Origin of the sequence: Mycolicibacterium neoaurum ATCC 25795 (genome assembly GCF_000691525.1) — a bacterium.
Classification (GTDB): Bacteria; Actinomycetota; Actinomycetes; order Mycobacteriales; family Mycobacteriaceae; genus Mycobacterium; species Mycobacterium neoaurum.
Genome location: NZ_JMDW01000012.1, coordinates 211,339 through 225,699 on the forward strand (window position 1 = coordinate 211,339; position 14,361 = coordinate 225,699).

Below are 14,361 nucleotides of genomic sequence, written 5' to 3' on the forward strand. Positions count from 1 at the left end.
GCTATCCGCGCACTGCCCGCCCGATCGCCAACTCCGACACCGGTACCGGAACCCAAGCCGGCACACTCTGTTCGCGCCGCGAACCGGCCACCGTGAACCCGGCGTCGGCGATCGCGGTCTCGGTGTTGCGGTGGGTGTGGCAGTTGCCGAGCAGCCGCGGCCAGATCGTGGCATCGGCGACCCGCTGCAGCGTGGCACGCCAACCGGTGCCGGCGACATGTTCCAGATAGCGCAGCTCACCGCCGGGCTTGAGCATCGAGAACAGCTGCCGCAGAACCATATCCGGATCGTCCACCGAGCAGAGCACCAGCGAGCACACCACGGCGTCGAACGGCTCGCCGGCCTCGAACTCCTCGATGGTGGCGGTGCTGACCGTCACCGGCACCGGCGCGGTGGCGGCGGCCTCCCGGGCAACCTCGGCCAGCTTTCGCTCCGGTTCGAGCGCGACGACCTCGCTGACCGCCCCCGGGTAGTGCACGAAGTTGCTGCCGGTTCCGGCGCCGACCTCCAGCACACGACCACTGAGACCGGCCAGATTCTCCACGCGCAGCCGCCGCACCGATTCGGGTTCGTGCCCGCTCGTCACGAGCCACACCCGGGCGAAGAACGGATTGTCGACCGCGGCAGTCATGTTCTCAGCGTACCGAGCTTCGCGATGGTCTCTTCCGGCGTGGAATCGGCGCCGACGATGCCATAGACGATCCGGCCGCAACACACCGCGCTGAGAACCCGGTCGGCGAACTCTTCGGCGTCGCCCCACGGCAGGTACGGCTTGGCGATCAGCAGGGCGGCGACACCGTGCACGGCGGCCCACAGCTCCAGTGCCGCGGCGGTCGAATCCCCCTGCGGGTAGATCCCTTCGGCCATCAATGCCTCGACGGAGGCGCGCATGTGCACAAACGCAGAGCTGGCCAGCGTGACGTCGACATCGCTGTCCGGATTGCCCTCGCCCATGGTGGCGATGCGATACAGCTCGGGGGTCTGCCTGGCGAACCGCACATAGGCCAGCCCCTGAGCCCGCAGCACCTCGATGGTCGAGGTCTGGTCGGCGGCGACGCGCTGCATCTCCTCGTCGAGTTTCTCGTAGTAGCGCGCGCACACGGCGTCGAGCAGGGCGTCCTTGTCGGCGAAATGCAGGTAGATCGACGGCGGGGTGACCCCGACCCGCGCGGCGACGGCCCGGATGGACACCGCCTTGGCGTGACCGGTTTCCAGCAGCAGCTCGGTGGCGGCGTCGAGGACCTCGTCGCGCAGCTGATCTCCGGACCCGCGTGCGGCGCGGCGTCGTCTCAGGCGTGGAGCGGACACGTTATCCAGTGTCCGTCACCGGCGCCGGGATCTTCCGGGCAGGCTCGGGCTCGCCGGATTCGCTGATCCCGATCCGCCGGTGCAGCCGTGCCAGCGGTCGCGGCGCCCACCAGTTCCAGCCGCCGAGGACATGCATGAAGGCGGGCACCAGCACCATGCGCACCAGGGTCGCGTCCACCAGTACCGCCAGCGTGAGCCCCAGCCCGAACATCCGCATGAACGAGACCTCGGCGGCGATCAACGCGGCGAACGAGATCGACATGACCAGTGCCGCCGCGGTGATCACCCGGCCGGTGCGGGCCAGACCGAGCGCCACCGCCTCGTCGTTGTGTACCCGTGCCGAGCTGCCGCCGGCACCCAGGGCCAGCCAGTTCTCCCGGATACGGGCAAGGAGGAATACCTCGTAGTCCATGGACAATCCGAAGGCGATACAGAACAGCAACACCGGCATGTTCGCCACCAGCGTGCCCGTCGGGGTGGTCCCGAGCGCCGAGAGATGGCCGTCCTGGAAGATCCAGACCAGGGCGCCGAAGGCGGCCGTCAACGAAAGCACGTTCAGCACAATCGCTTTGACCGGGAGCACCACACTGCCGGTCATCAGGAAAAGCAACCCGAAGGTGATCACCGCGATCAGACCGAGCACCCATGGCAACCGGTCGGTGATGGCGTCGACACTGTCACGATTGACCTGCGCGGTGCCGGTGAACTGTACGGGACGCTCCCCCGGCCCGGGAACGGCATGCAACGCGTCCAATTGCCGCTCCGAGGCGTCGGAGAACAGCGGCGCGGTACTGGCCACGGTCAGGAAGGCGCTGCCGTCAGCCTGGCCGGTGGCCGCCACCGGTGGACCGGATTTGCGGCCGTCGACGAAGGTGCCCGTCGGGCTCGAGACGGCGGCCACGTCGGGCACGACGGACAACGCGCCGGCGTACTGCTCGATATCGGCGGGACCGAGACCGTCGGAGTCGGGGATCACGACGGTGACGGCGGTTGCGGAGTTGTCGGCGAAGTCGGTGCGCAGCTGGTCGCCGACCTGGTGGGCCGATGCCGATGCCGGTAACACCCGGTCGTCCGGGAAACCCCATTTCACCCCCAGGAAGGGCGCGCCCAGCATCAGCAGCAGGATCACCAGCGCGAGTCCGAGCGGTAGCGCGCGACGCATCACGCCATGGGTCCACCGGTACCAGAACTGGGTCTGGACCGGTTTGGGAATGGCGCTGCGTCGGAACACGTTCAGGGCGTCCAGCCGGTCGCCGAGCAGCCAGATCGCAGCCGGCGTCACCACGATGGCCGCGAAGGCGGCAAAGGCGACGGTGGCCACCCCGGCATAGGCGAAGGACGTCAGGAAGTACATCGGGAACAGCAGCATCGCGGCCATCGACAACGCGACCGTCGTCGCCGAGAACAGCACGGTCCGCCCGGCGGTGGTCATGGTGCGGGTCAGTGCGCGCTCGCGCGAGAAGCCTTCTGCGCGTTCGTCGCGGTATCGGCTGATGATCAGCAGTGTGTAGTCGATGGCCAAGGCCAGACCCATGGCAATGGACAGATTGAGCGCGAAGACCGACACGTCGGTGGCGAAGGTGATGAGTCGCAGCACCGACATGGAGCCGACGATCGCGAACAACCCGACCAGCATGGGCAACGCGGCGGCGACCAGGCCGCCGAACACCCACACCAGCACCAGGAAGCTGAGCGGGATGGCGATGGACTCCATGCGCAGCAGGTCGCGTTCTGTCTGCGCGTTGATCTGCGCATAGACCATCGCGCTGCCGCCGGTACGCACGGTGACCCCTGGCCGGTCGCGTTCGATGTCGTCGGACAGCGCCGCGGCGTACTTCTGCGCGTCGTTCTCGCCACCGGTGATGCCCGCGATGATGAGTCCGGCGGTCCCGTCCTTGCTCAGGAGTTCGGCGGCGGCTTCCGGTGGAGCCGTCCACGCCGAGGTCACCTGCGCGACATGCGGCGACGTACTCAGTCGGTCGGCGATCTCGGCGGCGGCAGCGGTGGCGTTCGGGGCGAGTGCGCCCTGCGGTGAGGCGATGGTGACGAGCAGCTGCATATCGCTCTGATCGAATTTGTCCGCCAGCAAGGCGGCCGCCTGTGACGATTCCGATGTCGGGTCACCGAAGCCGCCCGCGGACAGCGTCGAGGCAACGGGGACGCCGAAGACGGCGGCGGCGGCGAGCAGAAGCCCCGCGAGGGCCAGCACGCGGCGCGGTGCGGCCATCGAGAGCTGCGCGATTCGATTCAACATGCTGTCCCCTCCATTGACATATCGGCGTTAAGTTAACAGTGATAAGTCACACATGGCAATCCCCTGCATCCACCCCCTGCGGCGACCCTCCGGCGTTCCCCTCCACCCGCCCCGCCCGAGTTCCACCGGACCGAACACCTGAGTCACTCCAGTCTCATCAACCTCAGCAACCACATCCGCGACACCCTCACATGTCGCTCGACCTACTCGTGAGTAAGAATTTGCTGAGACACCCTCCGAAACTGGTGGTCCCGGCAAACTTCCGAAATCGGGGTTTAGCGTGGTTGAACACCTCATATGACCAGTTCAGAGTGCATTTCTGCGTTTCGGAAAATGCATGTTTAGAACACGTCAGCAGCGGCAACCTACCCGCCGGTAAGAATTGCCACGAAATTGCGAGCGCGGCCTCAAAGAACCCTTAATGAGCGGTCATACGCTCAGTGTCATGTGGATCGACGACACCAGTGCCGATGTCATCAAGGTTGATTTCGACGCCCTGTATCACGGGGACGTCCTGGTCGAGGGTGACACCTCCGAGCAGTTCCCAGATCTCGCTGAAGCTGTCTGACGACAGCCGCTCGACAGCGAGGCCCTGACGCGGCCCACCCGGAGACGTCAGGCTCTCCTCAGTTCTATACGCGCTCACGGTTGTGCTGCGCGCTGCACCGCCCGATCGGCCCATAGCGGGTCCGACCGGGCGGTGTTCTGTCTCTGGAGTCGACGCCGCGACGTGAGCCACCCGTCGACGAAGAAAGACCGCCCGGTCGATCACCGCGACGCTGCGGTGCCGACCGGGCGGTCTTCGTCTTAAAGCGGGCCGACGCCTACGCGGGGTCGTCCAGCTTGACCATGTCGCCGAGCCGGCCGGTGATGATGTCCTCGGCCTCGTCGACGATGCGGCTGATCAGCTCCGCACAGGTCGGGATGTCGTCGATCAACCCCATCACCGTTCCGACGGTCCAGATGCCGGCATCGATATCGCCATCGTCGAACACCTTGCGACCACGCACCCCGGCCACCAGATCCTTGACGTCCTCGAACTGACCGCCGTCGGCCAGGATCTGCACCACCTCACGGGAGACCGCGTTGGATGCCACCCGCGCGGTGTTGTGCAGGCTACGGAAGATCAGCTCGGTGCCGCGCTCGTTGCCGGCCACGATCGCATCCTTGACGTTCTGGTGGATGCACGACTCGACCGTGCACATGAAGCGGGTGCCCATGTTGATTCCGTCCGCGCCCAGCGCCAGCGCGGCCACCAGGCCGCGCGCATCCGCGAATCCGCCCGAGGCGATCATCGGGATCTCGATCTCCTTGGCCGCGGCCGGAATCAGTACGAGACCCGGTACATCGTCCTCACCCGGATGGCCGGCACATTCGAAACCGTCGATGCTGATGCCGTCCACACCCAGGGTCTGTGCCTTGACCGCGTGCCGAACCGAGGTGCACTTGTGCAGCACCTTGATGCCGTTGTCATGGAACATCGGCAGGTGCGGGCCGGGGTTGGACCCCGCGGTCTCGACGATCTTGACGCCGGAGTCGACGATCACCTGTCGGTACTCGTCATACGGCGGCGGGTTGATCGAGGGCAGGATCGTCAGGTTCACCCCGAACGGCTTGTCGGTCAGATCCCGGGTGCGGGCGATCTCATTGGCCAGATCGGCCGGGGTCGGCTGGGTCAGCGCGGTGATGAAACCCAGCCCGCCCGCGTTGGCCACGGCCGCAACCAGTTCCGCTCGACCCACCCATTGCATACCGCCCTGGGCGATCGGGTGTTCGACACCGAAGGCCTCGGTGAACTTGGTAACCAGAGACATATCGGTTCCTTACTTACCTGGGGGCCATACGGATGGCGCCGTCGAGGCGGATGACCTCACCGTTGAGCATCGGATTCTCCACGATGTGCACGGCGAGAGCACCGTATTCGTCGGGATCGCCGAGCCGGGCCGGATGCGGCACCTGCTGGCCGAGGGACTTCTGCGCCTCTTCGGGCAACGAGCCCAGCAGCGGGGTCTTGAACAGTCCCGGCGCGATGGTGTTGACGCGAATCAGGCTGCGCGACAGGTCACGTGCGATCGGCAGGGTCATGCCCACCACGCCGCCCTTGGAAGCCGAGTAGGCGGCCTGGCCGATCTGGCCGTCGAACGCGGCGACCGAGGCGGTGTTGATGATGACACCGCGCTCCTCGTTCTTGAGCGGCTCTGTCTTCGCGATCCGCTCGGCGGTCAACCGCAGCACGTTGAACGTGCCGATCAGGTTGACCTCCACGACCTTACGGAAACCGTCCAGCGGGAACGGGCCCTCCTTGCCGAGGGTCTTGATGGCGTTACCGATACCGGCGCAGTTGACGTTGATGCGCACCGGCCCCATCGACTCGGCGACATCGAGCGCCTTGCTGACGGCATCCTCATCGGTGACGTTGGCGGCGACGAACTTCGCGCGCTCACCGAGTTCGGCGACGGCCTCCTCACCCTTGAGATCGATGACGACGACCGAAGCACCGGCGTCGAGCAGCCGCTTGGTGGTGGCCAGTCCCAGGCCCGAGGCCCCTCCGGTGACGACCGCTACCGAATCTTTGATTTCCACGTTGCTGAATGTCCTTTCTGGATGGCGATTTTCGAGATGACTTGCGCTCGGGGAAGGACCGTCAGGCCCAGTCCTCGAGGATGGTGTCGTTGTCGGCACCGATCACCGGCGGCGCACTCGGCACATCGGGCGCCGTGCGCGAGAAGCGCGGGGCCGGCATCGGCTGCAGCCCGTCGGCGGTCTCGTAGAAGGTGGAGCGTGCCGTCACGTGTGCCTCATCGAGGACCTCGCCGAAGCTCAGCACCGGAGTTGCACAGGCGTCGGTGCCGGCGAAGATGGCGGCCCATTCGTCGCGGGTCTTGGTCTTGAACGTTGCGGTGAACACCGAGCGCAGCTCCTCCCAGCGGCTCATGTCGTTCTGACCCGGCAGCTCGGCGGCATCCAGTCCGAGACCGGTGAGCAGTTCGGCATAGAACTGCGGTTCGATGGCGCCGATCGCGAAGTACTTACCGTCGGCGGTCTCGTAGGTGTCGTAGTACGGGGCGCCGGTGTCGAGCATGTTGGTACCGCGTTCGTCGCTCCACATACCCTGCGCGCGGAACGCCCACATCATCTGGATCAGCACCGAGGAGCCGTCGATCATGGCGGCGTCGACGGTCTGGCCCTTGCCCGAGGTCTGGCGCTCGAACAGTGCCGAGAGGATGCCGAGCAGCAGGAACAGCGAGCCGCCGCCGAAATCGCCGGCGAGGTTCAGCGGCGGAACCGGACGCTCACCCTTGCGGCCGATCGCGTGCAGCACACCGTTGAGCGATATGTAGTTGATGTCGTGACCGGCCTGTAGTGCCCGCGGGCCCTCCTGGCCCCATCCCGTCATCCGGGCGTAGACCAGCTTCTCGTTGACCTTGGCACAGTCCTGCGGACCCAGACCGAGGCGCTCGGTGACACCGGGCCGGAAGCCCTCGATCAGCACGTCGGCCTTGGCGACCAGATCGAGGACGAATTGCCGTCCCTCATCGGATTTCAGGTCTGCGGTGACCGAACGGCGGTTGCGCAGCATGGCGTCCTTGCCCGGACTGTTCTTCGACGACGGGCGGTCCACCCGCACCACCTCGGCGCCCAGATCACCGAGAATCATCGCCGCATGCGGACCTGGGCCGATACCGGCCAGCTCGACGACTCGCAAACCCTGTAATGGTCCTGCCATGGCTACCGTCCTCCGCAGTTTCAAATCCCGATTAGTTGACCGCCGACATAGCTTACTTGTATAACCAAGTCGACCGGCTTCGGGCCACCCGCCCGCCGAACGTGAAGGCAACAGATGACCTACCGCAGCATCGATCAGCTCCTCGTACAGCTCGCCGACGGCGTGCTGTCGGTGACCTTGAATCGCCCCGACACGCTGAATTCGCTGACGGAGGACATGCTCAACGGCATCGCCGACACGCTCGAACAGGCCGCCACCGACCCTGCGGTCCGCGTCGTGAAGTTGTCCGGCGCGGGCCGCGGTTTCAGCTCGGGCGCCAGTATCGGCGCCGAGGACGTCTCCGCAGAGCTGTTCGACGGCCCGGAGCGCGTGCTCGACGCCGCCAACCGCGCGGCGCGGGCCATCGTCGCAGTGCCCAAACCGGTGGTCTCGGTGGTGCAGGGACCCGTTGCGGGCGTCGGGGTGTCGCTGGCCATCGCCTGTGACATCGTCCTCGCCTCGGAGAAGGCGTTCTTCATGTTGGCCTTCACCAAGATCGGTCTGATGCCCGACGGCGGCGCCTCGGCACTGGTGGCCGCGGCCGTCGGCCGGATCCGCGCGCAGCGGATGGCGCTGCTCGCCGAACGCATCACCGCCACACAGGCCTACGACTGGGGCCTGGTGACCTCGGTGCACGCGCCCGAGGATCTCGACGAGGCGGTGAACAGCGTGATCGCCACGCTTTCCGGCGGGCCCGCGGTGGCGCTGCGTAAGACCAAGCAGGCCATCAACGAGGCGACGCTCACCGAATTGGAGGCGGCAATCGAACGCGAGCGGGAGGGTCAGTTGACCCTGCTCGCCGCCAAGGACTTCGCGGAGGGCGCCAAGGCCTTCCAGCAAGGCAGGAAACCCGTCTTCGGCGATGGTTAAATCAGTGGACTGAGCGTCGGCACTGCGCCACCATCGACCACGTGAGTACGCATATGGACGCCCGTGGTTGGCGCGTACTGGCACCCTTCAAGATCCGCGATTACCGGCTGCTGATCGCCGCCGTGGCGTGCTCGATCTTCGCCACCGGCATGTGGACCGTCGTGATGGCGCTCCAGGTCATCGCGATCAGCAACGATCCCGCGGCGCTGTCCCTGGTGGCCAGCTGCCTGGCCATCGGACTGGTGGCATTCGTCCTCGTCGGCGGTATCGCTGCCGACCGATTTCCCCAGCGCGCCATCATCATCGCGGTCGAGACGGTCAACACCACGGCGGTGACGGCCGTGGCCGTGCTCGGTCTGCTCGGCGAACTTGCCCTGTGGCACATGGCCGTCGCGGCGGCGGCGCTCGGCATCGGGGCGGCATTCTTCTTCCCGGCCTACAGCGCCATCCTGCCGCGGCTGTTGCCGGCCGAACAATTGCTGGCCGCCAACGGGATCGAGGGCGTCATGCGCCCGACACTGCAACAGGCGATCGGCCCGGCGGTCGCCGGTGTGCTGATCGGCGCCACCTTCCCCACGGTCGGTGCCGCCGTCTGCGCGGCGCTCTTCGGTCTCGGCCTGTGCCTGCTGATCGCCACCGGGCCGGTCGCGCGACCCGGTGAAGTCCCCCGGGAGAAGACACACGTCCTGGCCGATCTGCGCGAGGGATTCCGCTTCATGGTGCGCACACCGTGGCTGCTGGCGACCCTGTTGTTCGCCAGCGGGTTCATCCTGTTGATCATGGGACCGATCGAGGTTCTGCTGCCGTTCATCACCAACGCGCGTTTCGAGCACGGCGAGCGCATCTTCGGATTCGTGCTGGCCGCGTTCGGACTCGGCAGCGCGATCGGCGCGCTCGCGGTGTCCTCGCGGACGCTGCCCCGCCGCTACCTGACGGTGATGATGGCGTCCTGGACGGTGGGCAACATCCCGATCATCGTCATCGGTTACACCACATCGTTTGCCTGGATGGCGGTGGCGTCGTTCGTCGTCGGGGCGACAAGCGGTGCGGCGATGGTCATTTGGGGCACGCTCCTGCAGCGCCGGGTGCCACCGGCGATGCTGGGCCGGGTGTCCAGCCTGGACTTCTTCGTATCGCTGGTGTTCATGCCGGTATCGATGGCGCTGGTCGGCCCGCTGTCCAAGGTGATCGCCGTCGAGACCATCTTCCTGGCGGCCGGGGTGGGCCCGGTGCTGCTCGGTGGTGCGGCGTATCTGATGGCCCGGATGTCGCGCGACGAGATCGAGCACCCGCTCGTAAGCTGAGAGCTCAGACCCCGAAGATGGGCGGCAAGGCCAGCACCATCACCAGTCCCCAGAAGAAGTGCACCAGCATGGGGGCCAGCACCCCGCCGGTGGCGCGGCGCAGGAACGCGCAGACGGTCCCGAGGACGATCGCGGCGAAACCGAGCATCGGATTGCCGGTGGTGGCCGCGGTGGCGATCACGTACAACACCGTCGAGGTGAGCACCGGACGGTGCCGCAACAGCGCCGTGTACAGCGACCCTCGGAAGAACATCTCCTCGGCGAGTCCGTTGATCACCGTGATGAAGACGATCAGATACAGCGGCCCGGACTTCGAGTACTCCAGCACATCGCGGATGTAGTCGTTGACACCGGGGATCTCGCGCGCCACCAACCCGCCGACCACGAACACCGCACTGAGCCCGAGTCCGATCGCCGTTCCGGTGATGACGGGGCGACGCATCCGCCCACGAAAGTCGACCCGACCCATGTGCAGTGGTCCGGACAGATACGCACCGACGGCCCACACCCCGGCCAACGCGAGCGTGAGCCAGACGAAGGTGTCATCGCCGGGCGGCCGGCTCAGCGAGTAACCGAGCAGCGCGGCACCCACCAGCAGCACCGCGACCACGACGAACTTCCGCCGGCCGACCACGGCGGCCGACTCGTCCGACGGCGGTGCCTTGCGGCCGGCGATCCGGCGAAGCTCGCCGGTCCACTTCGTCCGTTTCGTCACCGCGGGATCACCTCGGATCCACCTTGGCCGCGATCTCGGCGAGGACGTCCAGACCCGTGCGTACCGTCGCCCGCGCCGGACCGGGCAGCGGCGCCAGGACGCCGAGTGCCGGGCGCACGATCGACGGTGTCAGTTCTCGGATGCGGGCCGAATCGCCGCCGGCCCAATCCGGATCGGTGTCGGCCAGATGGTGCGGGTCGGCCAGATCGTTGACCGGGCGACGCCGATGCCGGGTCAGCGAACGGCGGATCGACTCGTCGACACCGAGCAGACCCCCGTCGGGGTCGGAGACCCGCTCCCGCAGTCCCGCATCGGTGGCCACCATCGGGTAGTCCAGGGATGCGGTGAGGTCCGCGGTCAGGCTGCCCGGCACGGGTAGAGCCAGCGCTGACACCTTGGAGGCGAGAACCGTGGGCACCGGGCCCACCGGGATCTCGACCCGGATGTTGCCGGCCAGGCGGGCATAGCTGGCGAGCAGGTCGCGATAGGTGGTTCGCTCCGGGCCGTAGATGTCATACGAGCCGGCGGGAACGCGCTCCGGATCGGCGGCGGCCACCAGGTAGTGCAGAACATCGCGGATGGAGATCGGATCTATCGGGTTGTGCATCCAGCTGGGGATCGGAAGGACCGGAAAGCGATCGCCGACGTAGCGCAGGATCTCGAATGACGTGGACCCGGCGCCGAAGATCAATGCCGCGCCGAGCCACACCAGCTCCGCACCGCCGGGTTCGGTCAGCGCCTCGGCGACCTCGGCGCGACCGGCCAGGTGGTCGGAGAGCTCATCGTCACCCGGGACGAATCCGCCGAGATAGACGATGCGGCCCACACCGGCAGCCTTGGCGGCCTTCGCCACGTTGGCCGCGGCGCGATTGTCGACCTCCCGGAATCCGGGATCCCCGATGCCGTGCACCAGGTAGTACACCGTGTCGATCTGTCCGGCGTCGCTGAATGCCTTTGTCGCCGAGTCCTTCTCACGCGCGTCCAGCTGGACGATCGAAACCTCGTCGAACCAGCCGTAATCGCGTAGCCGCTCGGGTTTCCGACTGGTGACCACGACCTGGTGGCCCGCCTCGAGCAGTTCGCCGACCAGTCGGGAGCCGATGTAGCCCGTCGCACCGGTCATCAAGATCCGCATACGCCCCAACGTACCCAGGCCGCGCAGAACTTAAGCGCCGCTAGCGATGGAGCCCGATCAGACCTTGGTAGACCTGCGCATTCAGCTGGTTACCGGCCTTTTCCTCATCACTGAGCTCGCGCCGGACCTTGCCGGGCACACCGGCCACCAGGGACCCCGGGGGCACCACCGTGCCCTGCGGCACCACCGCGCCGGCCCCGACCAGTGAGCCTGCGCCGATGACGGCCCCGTTCAGCACGATCGCGCCCATACCGATGAGGCAGTCGTCCTCGATGGTGCAGCCGTGCAACACCGCGTTGTGGCCGACACTCACCCCGGAGCCGACTCGTACCGGGAAGCCCGGGTCGACATGCGCGGTGACGCCGTCCTGGAGGTTGGAGCCGAAACCGATCTCGATGGGTTCGAACTCGGCCCGTAGGGTCGCCGAGTACCAGACACTGGCCTTCGCGGCCAGGGTGACCTGCCCGATCACGGTGGCATTGGGGGCCACCCAGGATTCGGCGTGCAACTGCGGGGCCCGGCCCTGGATGGGGATGATCAGCGGTTCAGCCATGGCCGTCATGGTAATCGGGCCGCGATCGACTCCCCTGGTACACCTTGCGGTAACTCGACGGCGACATCCCCACGCCACGGCGCAGATGGTGACGCAGGTTTCCGCCCGTGCCCAACCCCGCGCGGCGAGCAACCTCGTCGATGGACAGGTCCTGCGATTCGAGCAGTTCCCTGGCGCGGTCCAGGCGCCGGTTGCGGATCCAACTCGCCGGTGCTTCACCGGTTTCCGCGCGGAAGCGGCGATTGAAGGTGCGCGCGCTCATATGCGCGTGCCCCGCCAATTGCTCGACGGTCAGCTGCTCGTCCAGATGATCGAGCGCCCACTGCCTGGTCGCCGCCGTCGAGGCGTGATCGGACACCGGCACCTGCCGATCGATGAACTGTGCCTGGCCACCCTCCCGCCACGGCGGCACCACGCAGTGCCGCGCCACATCGTTGGCCACCTGGACACCGTGGTCGGACCGAATGATGTGTAGGCACAGGTCGATTCCGGCGGCCAGCCCGGCCGAGGTGAGCACGTCGCCGTCGTCGACGAACAACACGTTCTCGTCCAATCGCACGGCCGGGTACAGCGCGCGCAGCGCGTCGGCATACCGCCAGTGCGTGGTGGCGGGCCGCCCGTCCAGCACGCCCGCGGCGGCGAGGACGAACGCGCCGGTGCAGATCGACACCAGCCTGGCACCCGGGCGGATTCCGGCCAGTGCTGCGCGCACCGCGGGTTCCAGGGTGCCCTCGACACGTGCCGGGGCATAGCGGGTGCCGGGGACCACGACGGTGTCGGCATCGGCCAACGCCTCCGGTCCGGCAGCGGGCAGGATGGCGAACCCGTTGGTCGAGGGCACCGCACCCGGCGCGACGGCGCAGGTGATCACCTCATACAGCGGATCGCCGCTGATATCGGCGGCGGTGCCGAACAGCGTCGGGGCGATGGTGGCGTCGAAGCCCACCACCGGCGGCAACAGCAGTACAGCGACGCGGTGCATGCGATCCAGTTTGGCACGTTTTTGACGAGTGCTGTCATTTATGCCACTGGTGGACGGCACTCCCTTCGGTGACAGTCATGGCATGACAGTTCTGCGCGCCCCCGGTCGGGTGCACTGGGCCTGGGTGGTCGCCGGCGTCAGCTTCGTCGCACTGCTGGGCGCGGCCGCGTTCCGGTCGGTCCCCGGCGTGTTCATGGTGCCGCTGCACGAGGAGTTCGGCTGGAGCCACGGGACCATCGGGCTGGCGATGTCGGTCAACATGACGCTGTTCGGCGTCACCGCGCCGTTCGCGGCCGCACTGATGGACAGACTCGGCGTGCGCCCGGTGCTGGCCGGCGCGCTGGCGCTGATCGCGGCCGGATCGGCGCTGAGCACCGTGATGACCACCGGCTGGCAACTGGTGCTGCTGTGGGGCGTACTGGTCGGAATCGGCACCGGCGCCATCTCCATGGGCTTCGTGGCCACCGTCGCCACTCGGTGGTTCGAGGCGCGCCGGGGTCTGGTCACCGGGGTGTTGACCGCCGCGAGCGCCACCGGGCAGCTCATCTTCCTCCCCGTGGTGGCCCAGGTGACCACGACGCACGGCTGGCGCTGGGCGGCACTGATCGTCGCGGGAGCGGCGGTGGCGGTGGTCCCGCTGGTGGCGGTGTTCATGCGCAACCGTCCGCAGGACGTCGGACTGACCGCCTACGGCGCGACCTCCGACGAGCCCGCCACCGTGCCGAACGGTTCGTTCTGCGCAGCATTCGAGGGCTTGCGCATCGGGCTGCGTTCCCGGCCGTTCTGGCTGCTGGCGGGCAGCTTCGCCATCTGCGGCATGACCACCAACGGACTGATCGGCACACACTTCATCCCGGCCGCCCACGACCACGGAATGCCGACAACCCTGGCCGCGGGATTGCTGGCGACCATCGGCGTGCTCGACGTGGTCGGGACCATCTTCTCGGGTTGGCTGACCGACCGCGTCGACCCGCGAATCCTGTTGTGTGTCTACTACGCGGGGCGGGGTCTGTCGCTGGTGTTGCTGCCGTCGCTGCTGTCACCGCACGCCGAACCGAGCACTTGGGTTTTCGTCATCTTCTACGGTCTGGACTGGGTGGCGACCGTGCCACCGACGATCGTGCTGTGCCGGGAATTCTTCGGCGCCCGCGCGCCGATCGTGTTCGGCTGGGTGTTCGCCGCGCATCAGCTCGGGGCGGCCGCCGCCGCGGCCGGTGCCGGCTGGATCCGTGATCTCCAGGGCCAGTATGACCTGGCGTTTTACCTTGCTGCCGGGTTGTGTCTGATCGCGGCACTGCTGTGCGCAGCGGTGCGCCGCCCGGCAGGCTGACGGCTCTGCATTTGGCCTCACCGGGGCCGCCGCATACGATTCAACCGGCGCTGCGGGGACGCCATGGCTCGTCAACATCAGTTAGCTGACGGTGGGCAACGCTGGAGATCTCAGAGTTTCCGCTGCTGCGCGCCGACCAACCCA

14 protein-coding genes are annotated in these 14,361 nt (G+C 67.3%); 4 read left to right on the forward strand and 10 right to left on the reverse strand.

The features are described from left to right. Nucleotide 1: 1 nt before the first annotated feature. Genes IC40_RS0118650 through IC40_RS0118660 form a run of 3 tightly spaced genes read right to left on the reverse strand, consistent with a single transcriptional unit; the run spans nt 2 to nt 3,562 of the window. Entirely contained in the window at nt 2-631 is a 630-nt protein-coding gene (locus tag IC40_RS0118650) for a class I SAM-dependent methyltransferase (RefSeq protein WP_030136209.1), read from the reverse strand. After that, on the reverse strand, nt 628-1,308 hold the full coding sequence (locus tag IC40_RS0118655; protein WP_030136210.1) for a TetR/AcrR family transcriptional regulator: 681 nt from the start codon (nt 1,306-1,308) through the stop codon (nt 628-630). The genes IC40_RS0118650 and IC40_RS0118655 overlap by 4 nt, the downstream gene beginning before the upstream one ends. Nucleotide 1,309: 1 nt before the next feature. Then, on the reverse strand, nt 1,310-3,562 hold the full coding sequence (locus IC40_RS0118660) for an MMPL family transporter (RefSeq protein WP_030136211.1): 2,253 nt from the start codon (nt 3,560-3,562) through the stop codon (nt 1,310-1,312). 445 nt (nt 3,563-4,007) lie between these two features. On the opposite strand from IC40_RS0118660, the gene IC40_RS28475 reads away from it, so the two are divergent. Next, nucleotides 4,008-4,130: a hypothetical protein gene (locus IC40_RS28475; protein WP_019510862.1), complete on the forward strand. Its 123-nt coding sequence runs from the start codon at nt 4,008-4,010 to the stop codon at nt 4,128-4,130. A gap of 256 nt (nt 4,131-4,386) precedes the next feature. On the opposite strand, the gene IC40_RS0118670 is transcribed toward IC40_RS28475, so the two are convergent. From IC40_RS0118670 to IC40_RS0118680, 3 genes are all read right to left on the reverse strand, one after another. Continuing rightward, nucleotides 4,387-5,376 carry an NAD(P)H-dependent flavin oxidoreductase gene (locus IC40_RS0118670; RefSeq protein ID WP_019510863.1) on the reverse strand — a complete coding sequence of 330 codons (990 nt, stop codon included), beginning with the start codon at nt 5,374-5,376 and terminating at the stop codon, nt 4,387-4,389. 13 nt (nt 5,377-5,389) lie between these two features. Then, nucleotides 5,390-6,145 carry a 3-hydroxyacyl-CoA dehydrogenase gene (locus IC40_RS0118675; RefSeq protein WP_030136212.1) on the reverse strand — a complete coding sequence of 252 codons (756 nt, stop codon included), beginning with the start codon at nt 6,143-6,145 and terminating at the stop codon, nt 5,390-5,392. Nucleotides 6,146-6,206: 61 nt separating this feature from the next. After that, entirely contained in the window at nt 6,207-7,289 is a 1,083-nt protein-coding gene (locus tag IC40_RS0118680) for a CaiB/BaiF CoA transferase family protein (protein WP_030136213.1), read from the reverse strand. 114 nt (nt 7,290-7,403) lie between these two features. Here IC40_RS0118680 and IC40_RS0118685 point away from each other — a divergent pair, with 114 nt between their 5' ends. Both IC40_RS0118685 and tet(V) read left to right on the forward strand, forming a co-directional pair. Next, nucleotides 7,404-8,198, forward strand: coding sequence for an enoyl-CoA hydratase (locus tag IC40_RS0118685; RefSeq protein WP_030136214.1), 795 nt, complete (start codon nt 7,404-7,406; stop codon nt 8,196-8,198). Between the two features lie 53 nt (nt 8,199-8,251). Continuing rightward, nucleotides 8,252-9,502: a tetracycline efflux MFS transporter Tet(V) gene (gene tet(V) / locus IC40_RS0118690; protein ID WP_030136215.1), complete on the forward strand. Its 1,251-nt coding sequence runs from the start codon at nt 8,252-8,254 to the stop codon at nt 9,500-9,502. Nucleotides 9,503-9,506: 4 nt separating this feature from the next. On the opposite strand, the gene IC40_RS0118695 is transcribed toward tet(V), so the two are convergent. Genes IC40_RS0118695 through IC40_RS0118710 form a run of 4 tightly spaced genes read right to left on the reverse strand, consistent with a single transcriptional unit; the run spans nt 9,507 to nt 12,887 of the window. Next, nucleotides 9,507-10,217 (reverse strand): CPBP family intramembrane glutamic endopeptidase, encoded by a 711-nt coding sequence (locus IC40_RS0118695; protein ID WP_030136216.1) that lies wholly within the window; start codon nt 10,215-10,217, stop codon nt 9,507-9,509. Between the two features lie 7 nt (nt 10,218-10,224). Further along, a complete protein-coding gene (locus IC40_RS0118700) occupies nt 10,225-11,352 on the reverse strand; it encodes an NAD(P)H-binding protein (protein WP_030136217.1) in 1,128 nt (375 codons plus the stop codon). A gap of 40 nt (nt 11,353-11,392) precedes the next feature. Then, nucleotides 11,393-11,914 carry a gamma carbonic anhydrase family protein gene (locus IC40_RS0118705; protein ID WP_030136218.1) on the reverse strand — a complete coding sequence of 174 codons (522 nt, stop codon included), beginning with the start codon at nt 11,912-11,914 and terminating at the stop codon, nt 11,393-11,395. Further along, nucleotides 11,898-12,887 (reverse strand): GlxA family transcriptional regulator, encoded by a 990-nt coding sequence (locus tag IC40_RS0118710; RefSeq protein WP_030136219.1) that lies wholly within the window; start codon nt 12,885-12,887, stop codon nt 11,898-11,900. Before IC40_RS0118710 ends, IC40_RS0118705 begins: the two co-directional genes overlap by 17 nt. 82 nt (nt 12,888-12,969) lie before the next feature. Between IC40_RS0118710 and IC40_RS0118715 the strand changes: the two genes are divergently transcribed. Then, nucleotides 12,970-14,217, forward strand: coding sequence for an MFS transporter (locus IC40_RS0118715; RefSeq protein WP_036470347.1), 1,248 nt, complete (start codon nt 12,970-12,972; stop codon nt 14,215-14,217). Nucleotides 14,218-14,361: the final 144 nt, after the last annotated feature.